The organism is Roseicyclus sp., assembly GCF_965662675.1.
Taxonomy (GTDB): domain Bacteria; phylum Pseudomonadota; class Alphaproteobacteria; order Rhodobacterales; family Rhodobacteraceae; genus Roseicyclus.
On sequence record NZ_CBFIIK010000016.1, the window covers coordinates 16,671 to 34,855 of the forward strand.

The window sequence follows — 18,185 nt, forward strand, 5'->3', positions numbered from 1 at the left end:
ACGAAGAAGGGGCGCGGGGTGGGCGCAGAATCCAAAAGCCAGCAAGGCGGTTTCACCGTCGCCATCGATGGACCTGCGGCGGCAGGAAAGGGCACGATTTCGCGCGCGGTGGCGGCGCATTTCGGTTTCGCCCATCTCGATACCGGGCTTTTGTACCGTGCGGTCGGGCGGCGGGTGTTGGCCGGGGCCGACCCTGTCGCCGCGGCGCAATCGCTCGACCCGGCCGATTTGGCCGCGCCCGATTTGTTGCGGACCGCCGAGATTGCGGAGGCTGCGAGCAAGGTCGCCGTGATCCCCGAGGTCCGCGCGGCCCTTGTCGATTTTCAGCGCGCCTTTGCCCGGAGAGCGGGTGGAGCGGTTTTGGATGGGCGCGATATCGGGACGGTGATCTGTCCCGAGGCGGAGGTGAAGCTGTTCGTGACCGCCAGCCCCGAGGTGCGGGCCGAGCGGCGCCTGAAGGAATTGCGTGAGAAGGGGTTCGAGACCGACTTCGACACCGTTCTGGCCGATGTGCGTGCCCGTGACGCGCGGGATGGCGGGCGCGCGACAGCGCCGATGGTACAGGCCGCCGATGCGCTGGCGCTCGATACCAGCGCGATGGGGGTGGATGATGCGGTGGCCGCGGCCATCGCCGCGGTCGCGGCGCGACGCGGGACATAACGCAACCGTGCATGGGTGCCGCGCCGCGACTGCGCTATGATCGGCGCCATCGCGTTGAAAGGACCCCTGCCATGCCCCGTTTGTGGTTGCCGTTCGCCCTGATCTTGTCGGTGGTCACGGCCACACCCCTTGCGGCCCAAGCGCCTGACGCGTCTCCGTCCGAGCTCACCCCGACAGACGCGATGACGCCGGACCGGCTGATCGCCATCTTGCTGCGCCTTGACCCCGAGGCCGGTCCGCAGGCCGGCGGGATAGGTTTGACCATCGCCGATGTGCCGCTTGTCGTGTTCATGGATCCTGCCGCCAACCGCATGCGCGCGGTGGTGCCCATCGCCTCGGCGGAGGGGTTGCAGGCCGATGACATGCGCCGCGTTCTACAGGCCAATTTCGATACGGCCCTCGATGCGCGTTATGCCATCGCGCAGGGGCGGCTTTGGTCGACCTACATCCATCCCTTGGCCGAGTTGCAGCCGCGTCAGTTGATCTCGGGGTTGGCGCAGACCGTGATCCTCGCCCAGACCTATGGCACGGCCTATGCCTCGGGGTTGGTTGCTTTCGGTGCCGGCGACAGCCCGGAGATTTTCCGTGAGTTGATGGAAGAGTTGTTGGAACGCGGGGATGCGCTTTAGCGCAGGCCTTGCGTTGTGTGGGGTGTGACGCTATACGCGCGCCTGTCAACATGGCGGTCAACGCTGGAAAACAAGAGATCGGGCAGGGTCGGGTAACCGGCCCTCTTTGTTTTCCGGACCGTCCGACCAATGATCACCCCAAGACCGGCGGAGACAACCGCACGGCCAGCAAAGCACCGAAAAAGGATACTGAAACCGCATGTGCGCTAAAACCACCATGGAGGAATTCGAAGCCCTCCTGAACGAAAGCTTCGAGATTGACACACCCGCCGAGGGCAGTGTTGTGCGCGGCAAGGTCATCGCGATCGAAGCGGGCCAAGCCATCATCGATGTCGGCTACAAGATGGAAGGCCGTATCGATCTGAAAGAATTCGCAAATCCCGGGGAAGCTCCTGAAATCGCTGTTGGCGATGAGGTCGAGGTTTACCTGCGCAACGTGGAAAACGCCCGCGGCGAAGCTGTCATCAGCCGCGAAATGGCGCGCCGCGAAGCCGCTTGGGATCGTCTTGAAAAAGCCTATGCCGCGGAAGAGCGCGTCGATGGCGCGATCTTCGGCCGGGTCAAGGGCGGGTTCACCGTCGATCTGGGCGGTGCCGTAGCCTTCTTGCCCGGCAGCCAGGTCGATGTGCGCCCCGTGCGCGATGCCGGCCCGCTTATGGGCCTCAAGCAGCCCTTCCAGATCCTCAAGATGGATCGCCGCCGTGGCAATATCGTGGTCTCGCGCCGCGCGATTCTCGAAGAATCACGTGCCGAGCAGCGCGCCGAGGTCATCGGCAAGCTGAACGAGGGCGATATCGTCGATGGTGTGGTCAAGAACATCACCGAATACGGCGCTTTCGTCGATCTGGGCGGTGTGGACGGCTTGCTCCATGTCACCGACATGGCATGGCGTCGCGTCAACGACCCCAAGGAAGTGCTGACCATCGGCGAGACCGTCAAGGTTCAGGTGATCAAGGTCAACAAGGACACGCACCGCATCAGCCTCGGCATGAAGCAGCTGCAGGACGATCCTTGGGATGCGGTCGAAAAGACCTATCCGCTGGAATCGGTCCATACTGGCCGCGTGACCAACATCACCGATTACGGCGCCTTCGTGGAGCTGGAGCCGGGCGTCGAAGGTCTGGTCCATGTGTCCGAAATGTCCTGGACCAAGAAGAACGTGCATCCCGGCAAGATCGTCTCGACCAGCCAAGAGGTCGAGGTCATGGTGCTTGAGATCGACAGTGCCAAGCGTCGCGTGTCGCTGGGCCTCAAGCAAACCATGCGCAACCCGTGGGAAGTCTTCGAGGAATCCCACCCCGTCGGCACGCCCGTCGAGGGCGAGGTCAAGAACATCACCGAGTTCGGTCTGTTCATCGGCCTGCCGGGCGATATCGATGGCATGGTCCACCTGTCCGACCTGACATGGGAAGGCCGTGGCGAGGATGTGATCAACGATTACCGCAAGGGCGACATCGTCAAGGCGGTCGTCACCGAAGTCGACACCGAGAAGGAGCGTATCTCGCTCTCCATCAAGGGTGTCGAAGGCGATCCCTTTGCCGAAGCCATCGGTGGCGTGAAGCGCGGCTCGATCATCACCGTTGCGGTCACTGCGATCGAAGAAGGTGGTGTCGAGGTGGAGTACGAGGGCATGAAGTCCTTCATCCGCCGTTCCGACCTGAGCCGTGACCGGTCCGAGCAGCGCCCCGAGCGCTTCCAGGTCGGTGACAAGATCGATGTGCGCGTCACCAATATCGACCCCAAGACCCGCCGTCTTGGTCTGTCGATCAAGGCACGCGAGATCGCCGAAGAGAAAGAAGCCGTCGAACAGTATGGCTCGTCCGATTCGGGCGCATCGCTTGGCGATATTCTCGGCGCAGCACTCAAGCGCGACGACGAGGATTGATCGAAAACATCCGGCGAAAGCCGCGTGAACTTGAAGGCCCCGCTGATTGCGGGGCCTTTTTCTTTGGACCAAGCGGATGATGGGCGTATTCCTGTGGATAACTCCACAGCGTGATCCGCACGACATCTGGCTGTCATGGAAGGGGCGCAGGCTGCGTCTCGCGGCCGCCCTGTCCCCAAATCTCCCCGATATGTGGCCGCCAATCCCCTCAACCCCGCGTCGGATATCGGCGCGGGGTCTTTTCCACCATGACATGTGCTTGGCATTCTGTCGCACCCCTTGGCCGTTGCCACAGGGGAGAATGCGTTTACTTACATTTCAGAAATTTCTGAAATCACTGCGCGAACAGGATTTTGATCATGCCACTGACATCGCTCCAGCAGGAGTTCGTTTTGCATTTCGGTGAAATGGGAAGCCGCTGGGGCATCAACCGCACCGTGGGGCAGATCTACGCGCTGTTGTTCATCTCGTCCGAGCCGCTCAATGCCGAAACCATCACGGATGCGCTGGCGATCAGCCGCTCGAACACCTCGATGGGCTTGAAGGAGCTTCAAAGCTGGAACCTTGTGCGGCTCAAGCATGTGCAAGGCGACAGGCGGGACTATTTCACCACCCCCGATGATCTGTGGGAGATTGTGCGCACGCTGGTCGCCGAGCGCAAGAAGCGCGAGATCGACCCGACCCTGACCAAGCTGCGCGAGCTGGAGTTGCAGGGCCCCGCCGGTGATGACTACGCCGAGGCGCGCATCGCCGAATTACGCGAGATGATCGAGATGATGACCGGCTTTTACGCCGAGATGGAGAAGCTCGAGACCGAGCGGCTGGTCAAGCTGATGACACTGGGCTCGCGCATCGCGGGCTTGATCGACAAGACCGGGGCCATGTTCCCCGCGCTGACGAAACGCAAATAGGACGATTGCCATGGAAACGCTCGACACATTGATCCTCAGCCGCATCCAGTTCGCGGCCAATATCTCGTTCCATATCCTGTTTCCGACGATCACCATCGCGCTTGGTTGGGTCTTGTTCTTCTTCCGCGTCCGCTACGCGCAGACCCGCGATGACAAATGGATGGCCGCCTATCGCTTCTGGGTGAAGATCTTCGCGCTCAGCTTTGCGATGGGGGTGGTCTCGGGCATCACCATGTCCTTCCAGTTCGGGACAAACTGGCCGGGCTTCATGGAAACCGTGGGCAATATCGCGGGGCCGCTCTTGGCCTATGAGGTGCTGACCGCGTTCTTCCTTGAGGCGGTGTTTATCGGCATCATGCTGTTTGGCTTTTCCCGTGTGCCGGGGTGGCTCCACATGTTGGCGACTTTCCTCGTGGCCTTCGGGACCAGCATGTCGGCCTTCTGGATCATCGTCCTGAATTCTTGGATGCACACGCCGCAGGGTTTTGAAATGGTCGATGGCGTGGCCTTCGCCACCGATTGGTGGGCCATCATCTTCAACCCGTCCATGCCCTATCGCTTTGCGCATATGATGCTGGCAAGCTTCTTGACCGTTGGTTTCCTGATCGCGGGCGTCTCGGCGTTTCGCTGGCTGCTGGGCGAGCGCACACGCGAAGTGCGCGCGATGCTTAAGACGGGCGTGGTGATTGGCGCGCTGCTGATCCCGGTCCAGATCTTCATGGGCGATTTGCACGGTCTCAACACCAAGGAGTATCAGCCCGCCAAGGTCGCCGCGATGGAGGGCTTGTGGGAAACACAGGCCGGCGCGCCGTTGGTTCTTTTCGGTATCCCCGATGAAGAGGCGCGGACCAACCACATGGCGTTGGAAATCCCCGGCCTGGCCTCGTTCATCTTGACCCATCACTGGGACGGGGTCCTCAAGGGCCTCAATGATTTCGTCGCCGAGGATGGCACGGTGCTGCATCCGCCCGTCGCGCCGGTATTCTGGTCCTTCCGCGTCATGGTCGGTACCGGCATGGCGATGCTTTTGCTCAGTTGGGCCTCGGTCTGGTTCATGTGGCGCCGCCGCGCGCTCCATGAGGGGCGCATCAAGGGTCATTGGCTGGCCGTCGAGGGTCTGCCCAAACCGATCCTGTGGGCGTTGGTGCCCATGGCATTTTCCGGCTGGGTCGCGACGCTCGCCGGTTGGTATACCACCGAGATCGGCCGCCAGCCGTGGTTGGTGCAAGGTGTGATGACGACAGAGATGGCCGTGGCTGATGTGCCCGCGCCCTTGGTCTTGGGCACGCTCATCACCTATCTCGCGATCTATGCGGCGCTTCTTTTCGCCTATATCGGCGTGATCGCCTATCTCGCCCGCAAGGCGGCAAAAGGCGATGATGGGCGCGCCATCGACATGAGCCACTCCGGCAAGGCCGGTGTCGTCGCGCTGACCCCTGCGGAGTGAACCCGATGCCCGATTTCGCAAATCCCGCCGATTGGCTGCCTTGGGCCTTTGCCTCGCTGATGGGGCTGTCGATCCTGATCTATGTGGTGCTCGACGGCTTCGACCTTGGTGTCGGTATCTTGTTCCCGCTGGCCACACCGGCCGAACAAGACAAGATGATCGGCTCGATCGGCCCGTTCTGGGATGCCAACGAGACATGGCTGGTGCTGGCCGTGGGCCTGCTACTAGTGGCCTTTCCACAGGCGCATGGGATGATCCTGACCGCACTTTATCTGCCGGTTTTCATCATGCTCGTGGGGCTGATCCTGCGCGGTGTGGCCTTCGAATTCCGCGCCAAGGCGCGCGATCATCACAAGCGGCTGTGGAACCGGTTGTTCTTCGTGGGCTCGTTGATGACCGCGCTGGCGCAGGGTTTCATGCTGGGCCTTTATGTCATGGGGCTTGAGCAGACATGGGCCACCTATGGCTTTGCCACCCTCACGGCCGTGTTTCTCGCGGTCGGCTATAGTTTCATCGGTGCGGCATGGCTGGTCCACAAGACCGAGGCCGAGTTGCAGCATAAATCTGTCCGCTGGGCCCGCGAAAGCCTCTGGGGCGTCGTGCTTGGCATCGGGGCGGTATCGCTTGCCACACCGCTCGTCTCCATGCGGCTGTTCGAGAAATGGCTGAGCTTCCCACAGGTGCTCTACCTCGCGCCGCTGCCGATCTTGTCGGGGCTCTTGATCTTTTGGCTCTGGCGGATGCTGCGCGCCATGCCCTTTGCTGGCGATCGCCGCTCTTGGCTGCCCTTCGCAGTTGCGACGTTGCTTTTCGCACTAGCCTATCTTGGCATGGCCTACAGCTTCTACCCCTATGTCGTGCCAGAGCGGCTGACGATCTACGAGGCGGCCTCGGCGCCCGAAAGTCTGTTCATCATCTTCGTGGGGGCCTGCGTCGTGGTGCCGGTGATCGCGGGCTACTCGGTGCTGGCCTATACGATCTTTCGCGGCAAGGCGACGGAGCTGCGCTACGACTGATATTCCCCCGGATCATGGTATCTTTGCTTTGTAAATACTCTGGGGGGTCCGGGGGGCAAAGCCCCCCGCCGCGTGCCGCTGTGGGCGGCAAGCCCGCCTAGAAATCGACGCTCACCCCCGGCAGGTTCAGCGCCCGCATCAGGTCGCGCAGCTCGTTGCGCGCGGCAAGGTTCGAGATGTTGAGCCGATCCACACCCAATTCCCGCAGATCCAACAGCGTCATGCCGCTGGGAAACAATTCGCGAAAGATCACCCGCTCGGAAAATCCCGGCGCCACGCGAAACCCGATGCGCTCGGACAGGCTTTCCAGCGCGCGCCCGACCTTGCGCTTGTTGTGCATCTCCTGCGCGCCCAATCGGTTGCGCACCACGATCCAATCCATCGGCTTCAGCCCAGCCTTGGCGCGTAATTGGCGGGCATGCCAAACCATCTCGGAATAGACGCTCGGGCCCTTGATCGTGCTGCCGTCGCTGTCGATGCGGCCCAAAAGGTCGAAATCGACGAAGCTATCATTCATCGGCGTGATCAGCGTATCGGCCAAGCTATGGGCCACTTGGCTCAAGCGCGTATGGCTGCCGGGGCAGTCGATGACGATGAAATCGCACCGTCCCTCCAGCATGGCCACCGCGGTGGCAAGGCGTTTGTCGAGGCTGTTTTCACCCTCGCCCAGTTCCGATGGCGCGATCTCGGGCAGCTCCAAAAGCTCAGGCGCGGCGATGTCGAGTTGACGCGCGGCGATAGAGGAGGTGCGGTTTTCAATATAGCGCGCAAAGCTGCGTTGGCGCAGGTCCAGATCCAAACCGCCCACGACATGGCCCATGCGCGCCAAGGCGGTCGCCACATGCATCGCGGTGGTCGATTTACCCGAGCCGCCCTTTTCATTGCCCAAAACGATGATATGCGCCACGGCCAGCCCCCCAGGTACGCCTCAACATCTATGCAAGCCCTGCCGGAAGGCCGCGATATGTGGCGGATGATACGTCACGCGCGCGCAAAGGTTAAGCCGCAATCACGAAAGAAAAACGCCGCCCCTTGGGGCGGCGCTTGAATTCATCATGTTGGCGTGGCTCAGAAGCCGAGGCCTTCGTACTTCTTCTTGAACTTCGACACGCGGCCGCCGGTATCCAGCAAGCGCGCGCCGCCACCGGTCCATGCCGGGTGAACGGTGGGGTCGATGTCGAGCGACATGGTGTCGCCTTCCTTGCCCCAGGTCGAGCGCATCTGGACCATGTCGCCATTGGTCATCTTGACGTTGATGACGTGATAGTCGGGGTGGATATCCTTTTTCATCACGCGGCTCCTTATTGGTCGGCGCCGGCTTGCGGCTTGTAGGTGTTATCCTCGGCGATACGGGCAGATTTGCCGCGACGCGCGCGCAGGTAATACAGCTTGGCGCGGCGCACCTTGCCGCGACGGACCACTTCGATGGATTCGATATTGGTCGAATGCAGCGGGAAGACACGCTCGACGCCTTCACCGAAGGAAATCTTGCGAACGGTGAAAGATGCGGCGATGCCAGAGCCGTTGCGGCGGCTGATACAGACGCCTTCGTAGTTCTGAACGCGCGAGCGCGTGCCTTCGGTCACCTTGTAGCCGACGCGGATCGTATCGCCGGCCTTGAAATCGGGGATTGTTTTCCCCAGCGCGGCGATTTGTTCCGCCTCGATCTGTGCGATCAGGTTCATCTGATCCACTCCTATGTTTGCCCACGGTTGTTCCGCAGAGATGTCATGGCCTTGCGCCGAGAGCTCTGATCTTCACCCGGGTCCGCCTGTTCCGCCATTGCGGGGCGCCCGTCAGAGGTCGTCTGACCGTTGCTTGTTCGTCAATCCGTCATGGGCCCGTGCCGAAGCATGCACGAAAACGGAAGCCCGCCGGGATTACCCCCGCGGGCGTGCGCTGCGTATAGGCCGGGTCTTGCAGCGGATCAAGCTGATTTTGCTTGGCTCAATCATCTTTGCGCGCCCTGTGGGCGGCCCAAAGATCGGGGCGGCGGGCCGCCGTCAGGCGCTCGGCCTCGGCACGGCGCCATTTGGCGATTTCGCCGTGATTGCCGGACAAAAGCACATCCGGAATAGCACGCCCCTTCCAGTCGCGGGGCTGGGTATATTGCGGATGTTCGAGCAGCCCGTCAGAAAAGCTTTCCTCTTCGGTCGAGGTTGCATTGCCCAAGACACCGGGGAGAAGCCGCACGGTGGCGTCAAGCAAGGCTTGGGCCGCGATCTCGCCGCCGGTCAGGACGAAATCGCCAAGGCTCACCTCTTCGAGCCCATGGGCGTCGATCACGCGTTGATCCACGCCTTCGAAGCGACCGCAGAGCAAGGTCATGCCTTCGGCTTGCGCGAACCTTGCGGCATCGGCCTGACAAAAGGGTTTGCCACGCGGCGACAGATAGATGCGCGGCCAGCGCGCGGGGTCGGCGGGCGTGCCGATCTCGGCCATGGACAGCGCGCGGCCCACGACATCGGGTTTCATCACCAGACCCGCACCGCCGCCGGCGGGGGTGTCGTCGACTTGCCGGTGCTTGCCGGTGCCGAAGCTCCGCAGATCGATCGCTTCCAGCGCCCAAAGACCGTGTTGCAGCGCCTTGCCGGTCAACGAGGCGCCCAAGACGCCGGGAAAAAGGTCGGGAAACAGCGTGACGATCTTGGCGCACCACGCGCCCTTGAGGCGCGGTGTCTCGCTCATCAGGTCGCGCGGTGTGAGGCTGGCGGAGATCGCCAGCCTTCCATGGGATTTCGCAGGTGTGTCTGTCATGTCATCCACCTAGGGGCAGCCGGTGATTTGGGCAAGAGAAGGAGGGGCGCTGCCCCCGGCGCGTTGCGCCTCCCCCGGGATATTTATCAAACGAAGAAGACCCGGTCAGTCGAACAGCCCCTCGGGCGGGTCGATGATCACGCGGCCGGAGGCCAGATCGACGGTCGGCACGATGGCGCGGGTGAAGGGCACGAGCACAGACCCCTTGAGCGGCGCGCCGCGCAATTCGAGAATATCGCCCGCGCCATGATTCAGCACGGCGGCGATCTTGCCCAGTTCGGCCCCGCCGGTGTCGCGCGCGCTCAGCCCCAGAAGATCGGCGTGGTAGAATTCATCGTCGGGCAGGTTCGGCAAGGCGCTGCGCGGCGCAAAAAGACGCTCACCACGCAAGGCGTCGGCGGCTTCCTTGGTCATGACGCCCGATAGCCGGGCCGCGAAACCCGAGCTGACGGGGCGGGTCAGCGTGATATCGAAGCTGCGCCCCCCGTCCTCGGTGCTCAGCGGGCCATAGGTGGCGATATCGGCGGCTTCGGCGCAGAAGCTTTTCAGCCGCACCTCGCCGCGCACGCCAAAGGCGCCCGCGATCGCGCCGACGCAGACCCGGTCAGCCATGACCGGGTCCACAAGCGATATGCCATGCAAGCACGCGCATGGTCGGGCCGATTACTCGGTCGCCGTTTCAGCCGCGGCCTCTGCAGCGACCTCAACCTCGGCCTCGACGACCGCTTCGGCGGGAGCTTCCACGGGGGCGGCGGCAGCTTCTGCTGCGGCGGCTTCCTTGGCGGCCTTTTCAGCGGCGCGTTCCTTGGCTTTCTTGCCGGGTTCGGCCTTGACCGGGTTGCTGCGGGTCTTTTTCTCGAGCACGCCTGCGGCTTCGAGGAAGCGCACGACGCGGTCGGTGGGCTGTGCGCCTTGGGCCAGCCAATGCTTCACGCGCTCGACATCCATGCGGATGCGCTCTTCGCTGTCCTTGGGCAGGAGGGGGTTATAGGTGCCGAGCTTCTCGATGAAGCGGCCATCGCGGGGCATGCGGCTGTCGGCGGCGACGATTGCATAGAAGGGGCGCTTTTTCGAGCCGCCGCGGGCCAGTCTGATCTTCATTGCCATTGGGTATCTCCTTGGGTTGGCGAGGGGCGGATTATGCCCCGTTTTCCTGATGTTGTTCGTGGTGACGGATGACTTCCTGAATGATGAACTTCAGGAATTTCTTGGCGAATTCCGGGTCGAGATCGGCCCGTGTCGCAAGATCTTCGAGGCGCGCGATCTGTGCGGATTCGCGCGTGGGATCGGAGGGGGGCAGCTCGTGTTCGGCCTTGAGGCGGCCCACGGCCTGCGTGTGTTTGAAGCGCTCGCCCAGCGTATAGACGAGGATCGCGTCGAGCCGGTCGATGCTTTCGCGATGGCCTTTGAGCAGTTCGGCGGCGCGGGTGGTGGCGTCGGTCATGCATGCATCCCTTCGGTGGCGGGGGCGGGGTGGCGCCAGATCTGCATCGCCCCGAAAATCGCGTGCTGAAAAGCCCCTTCGGGCTGGCAGCCGAGGCGTTCTGCCAAGGCGACCGAGCGGGTATTGGCCGGGTCGATCAAGCTGATCGCGGTGGTCCAGCCGGCGGTCTCGTAGGCGTAGTGACGCGCGGCCAAGGCGGCCTCTTGCGCAAGGCCGCGGCCCTCGGCCTCGACGAAGATGGACCATGCGATCTCGGGTTCGGGCCAGCCGATTGGGTAGAGCAGACCTACCACGCCCACGGGCGCGTCGGTGTCGCGGTCCGCCGCGATCCAGCGGCCATAGCCCCGGATCGCCCATTGCCCGGGCAGGCCGATGAACTGGCCCCAAGCCTTGATCTGGTTATCCGGTCCACCGACGAAGCGCGCCCGCTCTGACGCGCGGAACGCGGCATAGGCGTCGAAATCCGACAGGCGGGGCGCGCGCAGCGTCAGGCGCTCGGTGGTGAGGGTGGGGATTGTGGTCATGCTGCCAACACCTCGGAGGGCGGGGGGTGGCGCCAGACCTCGATCGGTTCGTCGCTTTTGGGCCGGGGGGCGGCCTCGTCGCGGGTGCAGCCCAAGCGCCGCGCAAGGGCGAGCGAGCGGGTGTTGCGTTCGTCGATATAGCTGACCGCGGTGGGCCAGCCGAGATCGGCATAGACATGGCGGCGCAGCGCCAGCATTGCCTCATGCGCGTAGCCCTTGCCCTCATCAGCCGCGGCCCAGACCGACCAGCCGAGTTCCTGCGCGGGCCAATCGCCGGGATACCACGGCCCGGCCGAGCCGATGGGGCGGCCCGTGGCACGGTCTGCCATGATGAAGACGCCCGTGCCGCGCAGGTGCCAATGGCCGGTGAAAATGGCGAGGATGCGCCATGCCACGCCGATCCCTTTGTCGGCACCGCCGCCCACGAAACGCGCGCGATCCGAGGTGATGAAGGGCGCGATGGCCTCGAAATCGGCAGCTTGCGGGGCGCGGATCGTCAGGCGTTCGGTCGTCAGGATGGGGGTGTCGATCAGGCGGGGGGTCATCGTGATACCGCCCCCATGATCGCCCAAGCGCAAGCCATCGAGGCCAAGCCTGTGGGTAAGCCTGTGGATTGGTTGCAGAATGCAAAGCCTTGCATCACATGACCCTCTGGTGATGGCGAAACACGCAATCCTCGGGGTCTTGACGCGGGGCGATGTCATCGGCGACCGCGCCAAGCCGCAGGGCCACCGCCTTGGAGGCCTCGTTCTCGGGATCGGTGTAGCTGACAAGGCTGTCGAGGGGCAGTTCGGCAAAGGCCCAGTCGCGCAAGCATGCCGCGCCTTCGGTTGCGTAGCCCTGTCCCTCATGGCCGTCATAGAGCATCCAGCCCAGTTCGGTCTCGGGAAAGAGCGGCCCGGCGTTCAAGCCTACTTGGCCCACGGTCTCGCCGCCCGCGCGCAGGTCCATCATCAGCGCGCCATAGCCGAAGAGCGCCCAGCCGCCCGCGTCATGGCAAAACAGCCCCCAAGCAGCGGCGGTGTCATAGGGCCCACCCATGTGGCTCGCGCGGGGGCTCGCCATCAGCGCGGCATAGGCGGGGAAATCGCCATGGCGCATCGGGCGCAGCGTCAACCGCTCGGTCGTGAGGGTCGGGGCCAGCATCGTCACTTCTTTTTCCCAAAGCCCGACAGGCCGGGTGGCAGTGCGCCGCCGCCAAGACCGGGCAGGCCGCCCATGCCCAGTTTGCGTGCGGCCTCTTCCATCGCTTTGGGGTCCATGCCCGCAGGGTCCATCCCCTTCATCGCGGCGGGCGCGCCCTTGCCCATCAAGGCGCCAAGGCCGCCGCGCAGCATGCCCGTCTTGCCCATCTTGCCGAGCTTTTTCATCGCATCGGCCATCTGGCGGTGCATCTTGAGCAGCTTGTTGAGGTCGGACACATCCTGCCCGGCGCCGGCGGCCACGCGTTTCTTGCGGCTGGCCTGCATCAGGTCGGGGTTGGCGCGTTCTTTCTTGGTCATCGCGTTGATCAACGCGATCTGGCGGCGGATGACGCTGTCGTCAAAGCCCGCATCGTCAAGCTGCTTTTGCATCTTGGCCATGCCGGGCATCATCGACATCATGCCCTGCATGCCGCCCATCTTGAGCATCTGTTCCAGCTGGCTTTTCAGGTCGTTCATGTTGAACTGACCCTTTTGGAAGCGCTTCATCATGCGCTCGGCCTGTTCGGCCTCGAGCGTTTCTTGCGCGCGCTCAACCAGGGCCACGATATCGCCCATGCCAAGGATGCGGCCCGCGATGCGCGAGGGCTCGAAGGTTTCGAGCGCGTCGGTTTTCTCGCCCAAGCCCACAAAGCGGATCGGTTTGCCGGTGATCGCGCGCATGGAAAGGGCCGCCCCGCCGCGCCCGTCGCCATCCATCCGCGTCAGCACCACGCCGGTGACGCCGATCTTGTCGTCGAATTCCTGCGCGACGTTGACGGCGTCTTGACCGGTCAGGCCATCGACGACGAGCAGCGTTTCGCGCGGTTGGGCAACATCGCGCACGGCGGCGGCCTGTGCGATCAGTTCCGCGTCAATGTGCAACCGGCCCGCGGTGTCGAGCAGATAGACATCATAGCCGCCAAGGCTTGCTTGCGTCTTGGCGCGCTTGGCGATCGTCACCGGATCTTCGCCCTTGACGATGGGCAGCGTGTCAACGCCGATCTGGGTGCCCAGAATGGCCAATTGTTCCATCGCGGCGGGGCGGTTGGTGTCGAGCGAGGCCATCAGGACGCGCTTGCCCTCGCGCTCTTTCAAACGCTTGGCGAGTTTCGCGGTGGTGGTGGTTTTGCCCGAACCCTGCAGGCCGACCATCAGGATGGGGGCGGGCGGGTTGTCGATTTTCAGGCGGCCGGGATCTTCGTCGCCGGTCAGCACATGGACCAGCTCATCATGGACGATCTTGATGACCTGTTGGCCGGGGGTGATCGACTTGGTGACAGCCGCGCCGGTGGCCTTTTTCTCGACCGCCTTGATGAATTGGCGCGCGACGGGCAGTGAAACATCTGCCTCGAGGAGTGCCACGCGGACCTCGCGCATCGCCGTGCGGACGTCATCTTCGGACAGCGCACCTTGCTTGGTGAGGCGGTCGAAGACGCCGGACAGGCGTTGGGAGAGGTTCTCAAACATGGGCGCAGGCCCCCTTTTACGATCCAGAATGCCCCGAAGACTTGGGGGCGATGCCGAAATGCACAACTACCCGTCGCCTTCGAAGTTTCAGGGGCAAGCCCACAATGGGCATTGCCCCCGTGGGCGAAACCTCGCTGACGGGGGGCGATCCCATGACGCTGCACGGGACCGGGAAGCTGGCGCTTTCCGGCTATTGCGCGGCGGGATATGCGCTTTCGGGTTGCGAGTCAATCATGCCGGCCGGGTCGCAGGCGACATCGAGCGCGGCGATCTCGCCTGCCAGCCGATCATAGCCGTAGGCATGCAGCGCAAAGCTGCGGCGCAGATCCATCGCCGACCAGATTGCGGGGTCAGTGGGGATCTCGGGCGCGGGCAGGGTGCCGGGGCGACCATAGAGGTTGAGGGTCATCGGCCCACGATAGGCAAGGCCCGCGAAGTTCATACCCGTGACATTGCGTGCATGTATGCCCAAGAGATCGGCGACAGGGTTGCCCGCCGTGGTGATGACGGCCCAGATCTCGCCGCGGATATCGTGGCCGATCCGCATCTCGCCGCGTGCCATATGGACCCGTGCGCCGCCCTCTGCCGCAAAGCTGCGGCCCGTGGTGGTGAAACGCGCAGTGCCGCTGAGGCGTTCTGCGGGGCGGATCGTTCCTGCACCTTGGGTCACGGAGAAGGCGAAATCCACTGTGCAGATCATCGCCTTGGCCGGTGGGGCGGCACAAAGCAGACAGGCAAGCATGATGATCGCAAGACGCATCATGCAAGCCTATCACGCGCGCGCCTTGCCGCGAAGGGGCAGGCAGCGCCTAGGCGCGTGTCCGCCCGATCTCGTGGCGATGGGCGTAAAGAACCGCGCTCGCCAAAAGGCCCAGCACCGCGGCCGGCATGGCCGAGGGGCCAAGCACGGCCAGATGCGCGATGATGGCGCCCACCATCGTGACAAGCAGGGCGCCCGCCCCGATCGCACGCAGACCCGGCACCCAAAGCAAAGCCGCGGCGCCGACTTCGATCACGCCTGTGAGATAGCGAAACCATTGGCCGAGCCCGATCATTTCGAAAGTGCCGACCATCATCTCGACGCCGTAAAGCTTGGCCCCGCCCGCGGCTAGGAATGCACAGCTCAGGACGGCTTTTATGGCGAAAAGCGTGTAGCTTTTGATCCGGTCCATCTTGATATTCCTATTTGTTGACTTGATTGCCGCCCGCTTGGGCCAGCTTATCGGAGGCAAGCTATCGGGGCGGGCAAGCGGGATAAACGTCAATCACGGCAGGGAGTTCTGCGCGCCTGCGCACAAAGTTTCGCTTTTTCAGGTTACTTTGCGCATCCCCTTGCCTTCACCATCGCGAGAGGTGAAAGTCACGGCGACGCGTTGGTTGAGTGGACAGGGTTGAGATGGATAACTGGGACGAGATCCGCACCGCCTATCAGGTCGCGCGCCTTGGCACCGTGTCGGGTGCGGCCGAGGTGTTGGGCGTGCATCACGCTACCGTCATCCGCCATATCGACGCGCTCGAGGCGCGGCTGGGCGCCAAGCTGTTCCAGCGGCATGCGCGCGGCTACACCGCCACCGAGGCAGGTCAGGATCTACTGAAGATCGCGGCACAGAGCGATGACCAGTTTGCGCAACTCGCCAGCCGCATCCGCGGGCGCGGCGACGAGGTTACGGGCGAGTTGATCGTCACCTCGGTCGATGAGCTTGCCGTGCTTTTGGTGCCTGCCATCGCGCAATTCATGGCGCTGCATCCCGAATTGCGGGTGCAGCTGATTTCCGATCACCGGCTGTTCCGGCTGGAATACGGCGAGGCCCATGTCGCCATCCGCGCGGGCACGTTGCCTGAACAGCCCGACAATGTCGTGCAACCCTTTTTCAACCAACTGCCGCGGCTTGTCGCGTCGCGCGCTTATGTTGCGGCGCATGGTCCGCTCGATATGTCCAATCTCGCGGCGCATCGCTTTGTCGGTGTGACGGGCGACAATATCCGCGCCCCCTTTTTCCGCTGGTTGAACGATGTGGTGCCACCCGGCGCCATGGCGCTCAAGGTCAGCTCGACGCGCGCGGCCAAGATCGCGGTGCACGAGGGTGTCGGCATCGGCTTTGTCGCGGGGTGGGATATCGAAGACAACGATGCGCTTGTCGAGGTGATGGCGCCCTTGGAAGAATGGTCCGCACCGATCTGGCTTGTGACCCATATGGATCTTCACCGCACCGCCAAGGTGCAAAGCTTTTTGCGTTTCTTGAAATCGCAGGTGAAGCACTGGGGGGTTGACCCCGCGTGAGCGCCTTTGGCGACCTTGGGCAACCGGCGCGGCAGGGTCATCTTGCGATGTTCGCGTTTTCGGCCCTTGTCGCCGGGGCCTTCTCGCTTGGAGGGCAGGTCGCCAACGAGATCGCGCCCGCCGCGCTGAACGCGGTGCGGTTTGCGTTGTCGGCGGCGCTGGTGGGGGCGGTGATCTGGGCGCGCGGCGGTGCGATCGCCACGCTGACCGGCGCGCTTGCGGCACCTTGGCGCTACGGGCTCTTGGGGGTGCTGTTCGCGATTTATTTCGTCACCATGTTCGAGGGGCTGAAAACCGCGGCGCCGGTGTCGGTTGCGGCGGTGTTCACGTTGACGCCGGTGATGAGCGGGCTTTTCGGCTATCTGCTGTTGCGCCAGCTTTTCGGCGCACGCATTGGGGTGGCGCTCGCGATAGGTGCAGTGGGCGCCCTTTGGGTGATCTTCCGTGCCGATCTTTCGGCGCTGATGGCCTTTGAGATCGGGCAGGGCGAGGCGATCTTTTTCTGGGGTTGTATTGCGCATGCCGCCTATACGCCGATGGTGCGGCGGCTCAACCGCGGCGAGCCAATCTTGGTCTTTACCTTCTGGACGCTGTGTTTCAGCACGGTGATCATCGGTGGTTGGGGCTTGCCCGACCTGATCGCGACCGATTGGGGGGCGCTGCGACCGCTGGTTTGGGTCACGGTGGTCTACACCGCGATCGCAGCCACGGCGATAACGGTGTTCTTGGGGCAGTTTGCGTCAATGCGCCTGCCCAGTTCCAAGGTGATGGCGTATACTTACCTCACGCCAAGCTGGGTGTTGATCTGGGAATTGGCGCTGGGCCAGCCCGTGCCGCCACTGCTGGTTTTGGGCGGCATGGCGTTGACCTTTGTGGCACTTGGGCTGTTGCTGCGGGATTGAGGTGTCGGGTACGCTTGAAGGCGCAGCCTAAGGGGTGGACTGGCCCGGGTCGCTCTGCATCTGCAACTCATGGTCCAAAAACGCCTCGAAGGCGTCGAGGTTCACCGCCTCGAATTGGCCGAAGGATTGCATCCAGATCGAGGCATCGCGCAGCGCGTCGGGCTCTAACTTGCACCATTTGACCCGACCACGTTTTTCTTGGCTGATCAGCCCGGCACCGGCCAAGATCGCCAGATGCTTGGATATCGCGGCCAGCGACATGGCGAAGGGGTGGGCCACATCCGTGACCGCCATGTCATCTTCAAGCAGCATGCGCAGGATCTCGCGCCGTGTCGGGTCGGCGAGGGCGGCGAAGACGGTGTCGAGCGGATCTTGCATGCGCCGAGCTAGACGGTCTTGGCCCGGATCGTCAACCAATCGGTTGAATATGGCGTTTTGTGCAAAGCGGGTCATTTGCCCCGGCATCGCCGCCCGCCCGATTTGTCGCATCTTTATTTTGTTATTATAAATCAATATTTTGATCGGATAATTCTGCGGCGCGGTGCGCGTTGACTCTGCGGCGCGGGCGACATAGCTTCCGCGCAACTTCCGAAAGGGGGGTGGATGTCATGGCTGACCCAAGCGACGATGCGCGGCTCAAGGCGCTCGAAGCACGGATCGCCGCCGCCAAACAGGCGCAGGCACCCAAACCCCATATGGAGGAACATTATTCTCAGGCGCATCTGGCCTGGCGGATGGTGATCGAGCTGGTAGCCGGCATGGGCATCGGCTTCGGAATTGGATACGGGCTGGACTGGCTCTTGGGCACTGGCCCTTGGATGATGGTCTTGTTCATGCTGCTGGGGTTCGTCGCCGGGGTCAAAACCATGATCCGCTCGGCACATGAACTTCAGACAAAGGCCGCGGCTCAGGCCGAGAGACAGACACAGGCCGCCGCGGCGGTCGATGCGAACGAGAAGGATTAAGGTCGTGGCGAGCGAAAGCACCAACACCACCGAGACACAAGCCAAGGGCAACGGGCGCGTGATCGCCTATGGGCTGATCGCGCTTGCGGTGGTTTTGTTTGCGCTGGCCTATG

At 63.2% G+C, this 18,185-nt stretch carries 23 protein-coding genes; 9 read left to right on the forward strand and 14 right to left on the reverse strand.

What is annotated here, in order from left to right; genetic code table 11:
• The first annotated feature begins 18 nt into the window (after positions 1 to 18).
• From cmk to ACTG4J_RS04975, 6 genes are all read left to right on the forward strand, one after another.
• Complete coding sequence (gene cmk, locus ACTG4J_RS04950) at positions 19 to 660, forward strand: (d)CMP kinase (RefSeq protein ID WP_439137598.1); 642 nt, start codon at positions 19 to 21, stop codon at positions 658 to 660.
• 71 nt (positions 661 to 731) lie between these two features.
• A complete protein-coding gene (locus ACTG4J_RS04955; protein WP_439137600.1) occupies positions 732 to 1,289 on the forward strand; it encodes a hypothetical protein in 558 nt (185 codons plus the stop codon).
• A gap of 199 nt (positions 1,290 to 1,488) precedes the next feature.
• Complete coding sequence (rpsA, locus tag ACTG4J_RS04960) at positions 1,489 to 3,174, forward strand: 30S ribosomal protein S1 (RefSeq protein ID WP_439137601.1); 1,686 nt, start codon at positions 1,489 to 1,491, stop codon at positions 3,172 to 3,174.
• A 359-nt stretch (positions 3,175 to 3,533) separates the two neighbouring features.
• Positions 3,534 to 4,085: a GbsR/MarR family transcriptional regulator gene (locus tag ACTG4J_RS04965; protein ID WP_439137603.1), complete on the forward strand. Its 552-nt coding sequence runs from the start codon at positions 3,534 to 3,536 to the stop codon at positions 4,083 to 4,085.
• 10 nt (positions 4,086 to 4,095) lie between these two features.
• Positions 4,096 to 5,532 (forward strand): cytochrome ubiquinol oxidase subunit I, encoded by a 1,437-nt coding sequence (locus ACTG4J_RS04970; protein WP_439137605.1) that lies wholly within the window; start codon positions 4,096 to 4,098, stop codon positions 5,530 to 5,532.
• Positions 5,533 to 5,537: 5 nt separating this feature from the next.
• On the forward strand, positions 5,538 to 6,548 hold the full coding sequence (locus ACTG4J_RS04975) for a cytochrome d ubiquinol oxidase subunit II (protein WP_439137606.1): 1,011 nt from the start codon (positions 5,538 to 5,540) through the stop codon (positions 6,546 to 6,548).
• Between the two features lie 97 nt (positions 6,549 to 6,645).
• On the opposite strand, the gene ACTG4J_RS04980 is transcribed toward ACTG4J_RS04975, so the two are convergent.
• From ACTG4J_RS04980 to ACTG4J_RS05040, 13 genes are all read right to left on the reverse strand, one after another.
• Positions 6,646 to 7,455, reverse strand: coding sequence for a division plane positioning ATPase MipZ (locus ACTG4J_RS04980; protein WP_439137607.1), 810 nt, complete (start codon positions 7,453 to 7,455; stop codon positions 6,646 to 6,648).
• Between the two features lie 161 nt (positions 7,456 to 7,616).
• Positions 7,617 to 7,838 carry a 50S ribosomal protein L31 gene (rpmE, locus tag ACTG4J_RS04985; protein WP_439137609.1) on the reverse strand — a complete coding sequence of 74 codons (222 nt, stop codon included), beginning with the start codon at positions 7,836 to 7,838 and terminating at the stop codon, positions 7,617 to 7,619.
• A gap of 11 nt (positions 7,839 to 7,849) precedes the next feature.
• Positions 7,850 to 8,233 carry a 50S ribosomal protein L19 gene (gene rplS / locus ACTG4J_RS04990; protein WP_439137610.1) on the reverse strand — a complete coding sequence of 128 codons (384 nt, stop codon included), beginning with the start codon at positions 8,231 to 8,233 and terminating at the stop codon, positions 7,850 to 7,852.
• A 262-nt stretch (positions 8,234 to 8,495) separates the two neighbouring features.
• Positions 8,496 to 9,305, reverse strand: coding sequence for a tRNA (guanosine(37)-N1)-methyltransferase TrmD (gene trmD, locus ACTG4J_RS04995; RefSeq protein WP_439137612.1), 810 nt, complete (start codon positions 9,303 to 9,305; stop codon positions 8,496 to 8,498).
• A 105-nt stretch (positions 9,306 to 9,410) separates the two neighbouring features.
• Complete coding sequence (gene rimM / locus ACTG4J_RS05000; RefSeq protein WP_439137614.1) at positions 9,411 to 9,917, reverse strand: ribosome maturation factor RimM; 507 nt, start codon at positions 9,915 to 9,917, stop codon at positions 9,411 to 9,413.
• A 51-nt stretch (positions 9,918 to 9,968) separates the two neighbouring features.
• Positions 9,969 to 10,412 (reverse strand): 30S ribosomal protein S16, encoded by a 444-nt coding sequence (gene rpsP, locus ACTG4J_RS05005; RefSeq protein WP_439137616.1) that lies wholly within the window; start codon positions 10,410 to 10,412, stop codon positions 9,969 to 9,971.
• 31 nt (positions 10,413 to 10,443) lie between these two features.
• Complete coding sequence (locus ACTG4J_RS05010; RefSeq protein WP_439137618.1) at positions 10,444 to 10,749, reverse strand: chorismate mutase; 306 nt, start codon at positions 10,747 to 10,749, stop codon at positions 10,444 to 10,446.
• Complete coding sequence (locus ACTG4J_RS05015) at positions 10,746 to 11,273, reverse strand: GNAT family N-acetyltransferase (RefSeq protein WP_439137620.1); 528 nt, start codon at positions 11,271 to 11,273, stop codon at positions 10,746 to 10,748. Before ACTG4J_RS05015 ends, ACTG4J_RS05010 begins: the two co-directional genes overlap by 4 nt.
• Positions 11,270 to 11,818 carry a GNAT family N-acetyltransferase gene (locus ACTG4J_RS05020; RefSeq protein ID WP_439137621.1) on the reverse strand — a complete coding sequence of 183 codons (549 nt, stop codon included), beginning with the start codon at positions 11,816 to 11,818 and terminating at the stop codon, positions 11,270 to 11,272. Before ACTG4J_RS05020 ends, ACTG4J_RS05015 begins: the two co-directional genes overlap by 4 nt.
• Positions 11,819 to 11,912: 94 nt before the next feature.
• The gene (locus ACTG4J_RS05025) at positions 11,913 to 12,419 is read right to left on the reverse strand and encodes a GNAT family N-acetyltransferase (RefSeq protein ID WP_439137623.1); all 507 of its coding nucleotides are present in this window, start codon (positions 12,417 to 12,419) and stop codon (positions 11,913 to 11,915) included.
• A 2-nt stretch (positions 12,420 to 12,421) separates the two neighbouring features.
• Positions 12,422 to 13,924 (reverse strand): signal recognition particle protein, encoded by a 1,503-nt coding sequence (gene ffh, locus ACTG4J_RS05030; RefSeq protein WP_439137625.1) that lies wholly within the window; start codon positions 13,922 to 13,924, stop codon positions 12,422 to 12,424.
• Between the two features lie 190 nt (positions 13,925 to 14,114).
• A complete protein-coding gene (locus ACTG4J_RS05035) occupies positions 14,115 to 14,684 on the reverse strand; it encodes a hypothetical protein (RefSeq protein ID WP_439137627.1) in 570 nt (189 codons plus the stop codon).
• A 49-nt stretch (positions 14,685 to 14,733) separates the two neighbouring features.
• The gene (locus tag ACTG4J_RS05040; RefSeq protein WP_439137628.1) at positions 14,734 to 15,096 is read right to left on the reverse strand and encodes a DoxX family protein; all 363 of its coding nucleotides are present in this window, start codon (positions 15,094 to 15,096) and stop codon (positions 14,734 to 14,736) included.
• A 224-nt stretch (positions 15,097 to 15,320) separates the two neighbouring features.
• On the opposite strand from ACTG4J_RS05040, the gene ACTG4J_RS05045 reads away from it, so the two are divergent.
• Complete coding sequence (locus ACTG4J_RS05045) at positions 15,321 to 16,205, forward strand: LysR family transcriptional regulator (RefSeq protein ID WP_439137630.1); 885 nt, start codon at positions 15,321 to 15,323, stop codon at positions 16,203 to 16,205.
• Between the two features lie 47 nt (positions 16,206 to 16,252).
• Positions 16,253 to 17,107 (forward strand): DMT family transporter, encoded by an 855-nt coding sequence (locus ACTG4J_RS05050; RefSeq protein ID WP_439137631.1) that lies wholly within the window; start codon positions 16,253 to 16,255, stop codon positions 17,105 to 17,107.
• Positions 17,108 to 17,134: 27 nt separating this feature from the next.
• Here ACTG4J_RS05050 and ACTG4J_RS05055 read toward each other — a convergent pair whose 3' ends face one another.
• Positions 17,135 to 17,485, reverse strand: coding sequence for an ArsR/SmtB family transcription factor (locus tag ACTG4J_RS05055; RefSeq protein ID WP_439137633.1), 351 nt, complete (start codon positions 17,483 to 17,485; stop codon positions 17,135 to 17,137).
• Positions 17,486 to 17,715: 230 nt separating this feature from the next.
• Between ACTG4J_RS05055 and ACTG4J_RS05060 the strand changes: the two genes are divergently transcribed.
• Positions 17,716 to 18,072, forward strand: a complete 357-nt coding sequence (locus ACTG4J_RS05060) for an AtpZ/AtpI family protein (protein WP_439137634.1) — start codon at positions 17,716 to 17,718, stop codon at positions 18,070 to 18,072.
• The last annotated feature ends 113 nt before the right edge of the window (positions 18,073 to 18,185 follow it).